This is a genomic window from Aerosakkonema sp. BLCC-F183 (assembly GCF_041929145.1).
Taxonomy (GTDB): domain Bacteria; phylum Cyanobacteriota; class Cyanobacteriia; order Cyanobacteriales; family Aerosakkonemataceae; genus Aerosakkonema.
This window is the reverse complement of sequence record NZ_JBHFNU010000019.1, coordinates 1-2,540: the sequence shown is the minus strand read 5'-3', so window position 1 is coordinate 2,540 and position 2,540 is coordinate 1. Positions and strand designations below refer to the sequence as shown.

Below are 2,540 nucleotides of genomic sequence, written 5' to 3'. Positions count from 1 at the left end.
GCCTCTTCATAGCGTCCTAAATTAGCTAGCGCAACTCCCCGATTGTTCCAGGCTAAATCAAAATCTGGTTTAATAGCTAAAGCGCGAGCGTAAGAAGCGATCGCCTCTTCATAGCGTCCTAAATTAGCTAGCGCAATTCCCCGATAGTACCAGGCTGCATCATCATCTGGTTTAATAGCTAAAGCGCGATCGAATGATGCGATCGCTTCTTCATACCGTCCTAAATTAGCTAGCGCAATTCCCCGATAGTACCAGGCTGTAACATCTGGTTTAATGGCTAAAGCGCGATCGTAAGAAGCGATCGCTTCTTCATAGGGTCAAAAGCATTGAACAACTGCTTCAATATTTCTAAATCTGAAGTCATTGGCGAAGATTTTCACTACAGCGCTATCCTAATTCAACTATAAATGATAAGGTACGCTAAGTGAACTTGCTCCGATCGCATTTCGCCATTGCTTAACATTTGTTTGCAATTCTGTGGATAACCAATTATCGAACTGGGGATAAACTGGCAAACGCGCTACCAATTGCCACCCCGCAGGCGATAAAATTTGTTGCAATTTCTGATATTCTGGATGCGGATAATCGGGGTTAACTTCATCTTTTGGCCCGATGCCTCCCAAATCTCGCGCACCAGCATCCAAACAGGCTAATAACCAACTTGGTTCTGTCACCAAATTGGGTGGAATTTGGATAGTAATATCTGATGGTAATATTTGACGAGCTTTGGCTATTAGTTCTGGTAATTGATGCGGGTCGAAAGGTGGCGCGTCAAAAGTTTGGTGGCTGCCGGGACTGTGGGGTTGTAAAATAACTTCTTGGATGTTATGATAGTTTTGGTGAATGTGTGAAATTGCCTCTAAAGTTTCGCAGCGATCGTCTGAAGTCTCCCCTATTCCCAAGAGCAAACCAGTAGTAAATGGAATCGCTAACTCTCCCGCCCATTCTAACTGTTGCAGGCGGTATTCCGGTATTTTGCTGGGAGCGTGTTTGTGAACGGTATTCAACAGCTTGGGTGTTAGTTCTTCTAACATTAACCCCATCGAAACATTCACATTTTTCAGTTTTGCCATTTCCGCAAAACTGAGCGGCCCAACATTCGTATGGGGTAAAAATCCCATTGATAGGGCCAATTGGCACAAATCGTAGATAAGTTGAAACCAAGCTTGTCGCCGTGACGAGCGGGGATGAACTTCGCCGCTGAGGATGAGAATTTCGCAAATACCTTTATTTTGGAGGGATTTTAGCAGAATTTCCGCATCTGGTAATGTCAGCCACGGGCTTTTACCGGGATCGAACCGAAAATTGCAGTACGCACATCTATTAAAGCATTCATAAGTCGGCACTAGGGTGTAGGCTGGGCTGTAGGTGACAGTGCGGGAAACGGATGATGCCATTTGCAAGAAAAAATCGCGCCTAATGTCAAAAGTTCGATCGATTTTAGATTTTATACGTTCTATCGAGATTTTAATCCAAAATCCCAAATCCAAAATCGATTTGCCCAGCCAAGTTATTGCCAGTTATCAACCTACTTCCCTCGTGTCTTTTTGGTTCCAACGTTTTTTAGCGTAGATGTTTTTGACGTGGGTTTTCACCGTGTTGAGGCTGATTTGCAACGTCTTGGCGATATCTTGGTAGCTGTAGTCCTGACGCAGCAGCGACCAGATTTCCATTTCGCGATCGGTCAGCTGGTACTTCTGCTGCTCGAATTGTAGCTCTTCTTGGAGGATGCGATCGCGATTTTCCAAGAACACCAAGATGTACTGGCGATTGCTTAGCGGCGAATTGGCGGTGTCACCCGATGGCAAGTTCAGCCAACTGGCGCGGATGCGAATAGTTTCTTCTTCAACAGTTTCAGACTCGGCGACAATAGTTGTGTTGGCATTGCTATTTTTGATTAAGCGATGGCAAACTTCCGAAATCGCGGTAGGCAAACCGGCGGGGGTGCGATTGGAAACGGCAAATTTTTGGCAGATTTCCTTGGCTTGGTGATTGGCGTACATTGGTTTGATGTTACGGGAAATCACCATCACACCATCGCGCAACGACTCCGCCAAAGCTATCCAGGGAAAATCGCAGAATATTGCCGAAGTAACAGTATTGGCTTCCAATTTATCGAATTTTGCCTGGGAGAGCGCTTCGCTGGCGAAGCGACGGTCTGACAAAGAACTGAACGCGGGTGTTTGTTGGGAAGCGAAAGCAAGTGAAGTAGCCATCAGTCACCATCTCTTAACTCTGAGGCTATTGTCTTGCGCTTAAAAATGAAGCTGCAATGAGTACACCACAGATAGGAGAATTTATGTCGCTGGTGCAGAAGGATGGAGAAACAAGGTGAAGTAGGGTGAAGTTTTCTTGCGGAGTACGGCGGTGATGGTAGGGACTGGGAAATAATAGAGGCTGGGGGAAGTCAAAAGTCAAAAGTCAAAAGTCAAAAGTCAAAAGTCAAAAGTCAAAAGTCAAAAGTCAAAAGTCAAAAGTCAAAAGTCAAAAGTCAAAAGTCAAAAGTCAAAAGTCAAAAGTCAAAAGTCAAAAGTCAAAAG

General features: G+C 44.9%; 3 protein-coding genes. All 3 read right to left on the bottom strand.

Annotated elements, in window-relative coordinates:
- On the bottom strand, nucleotides 1–302 hold a 302-nt coding region (locus ACE1CD_RS05055), incomplete at its 3' end, for a tetratricopeptide repeat protein (protein ID WP_374822060.1).
- A 99-nt stretch (nucleotides 303–401) separates the two neighbouring features.
- Nucleotides 402–1,397, bottom strand: coding sequence for a 7,8-didemethyl-8-hydroxy-5-deazariboflavin synthase subunit CofG (gene cofG, locus ACE1CD_RS05050; RefSeq protein ID WP_374822057.1), 996 nt, complete (start codon nucleotides 1,395–1,397; stop codon nucleotides 402–404).
- A gap of 126 nt (nucleotides 1,398–1,523) precedes the next feature.
- Entirely contained in the window at nucleotides 1,524–2,216 is a 693-nt protein-coding gene (locus tag ACE1CD_RS05045; protein WP_374791612.1) for a helix-turn-helix transcriptional regulator, read from the bottom strand.
- Nucleotides 2,217–2,540 lie beyond the last annotated feature (324 nt).